The organism is Enterocloster sp. 210928-DFI.2.20 (genome assembly GCF_020554465.1).
GTDB lineage: Bacteria > Bacillota > Clostridia > Lachnospirales > Lachnospiraceae > Enterocloster > Enterocloster bolteae.
The window spans coordinates 1-859 of the sequence record NZ_JAJCHK010000094.1; the positions used below are offsets into that span (position 1 = coordinate 1).

Annotated in this window: 1 pseudogene; it reads right to left on the minus strand. The window is 36.2% G+C overall.

Annotated elements, in window-relative coordinates:
* Positions 1–449: 449 nt before the first annotated feature.
* A pseudogene (locus tag LI015_RS27970) lies at positions 450–859 on the minus strand (hypothetical protein); the annotation flags it as partial.

The following is an 859-nucleotide window of genomic DNA, read 5'->3' on the forward strand; positions in this document are numbered from 1 at the left end:
AAGGAAATTGCAGTCAGCAACTCTGCTCGCAAACCTGTTACTTAAATCCGTATTGCGCACATCAGTATGTTAATTCATCAAAAACTCATTTTTATTCATTTTAGTTGCTGTGTACAATACGGATTTAACAATGAGTGCAGTCACACTGATTGAAGATATCATAGATTCTGAAATAACGGGTGAAATATACTATCGTGTAAAATCAGGCATATGCTACATAAGGTGCCGGATTATTACGCCATCTGCTTCTGCAAGGGAAAACGTGCTTATTTGTAGTGGGATGCCTAAATCTGCCATAGGACAAAGCCGCTACTGCTCGAACGGTATAGGAACTGCTGCTATAGGTGTGGTTTACATTGATAATAATTCGACCGAACTGAAGATTAATTTGTCAGGCCAGGCGGGGAATGGATATGTTTCCTTTTCATATCCCATTAATCAATAAATGATTATTTTGATGTTATCATGAAAGTTCCAATCATAGTGATTTGACTATTTGCTGCTAATGTTTGATTAGTGTTAACATTCCCGTTCACGGCTATGTAAACAGCCTTTTCATTATGCTTTATATCCCATGCTATAGTATGTTCTGCTACCTGCCTTTTGAATTTGAGTAAACATGTGTATGGACTAGCATCTTTTAAAATATCAACTACTACATAACTGTGTACCAATAGTCCATAAGTACAGATAGCGCCAAAATCAGTATGTATTTTTGCATAATCTGTATCTTCAAACCAAGATGCACTAGGAAATTCTCTTTTATAATTCAAATCCGTATTATGCCCGGAAATGCAAAAATATAGCACGCATAACAATTCTATATAATTATAACTGTGCTCAACATCCCCCATAAGCG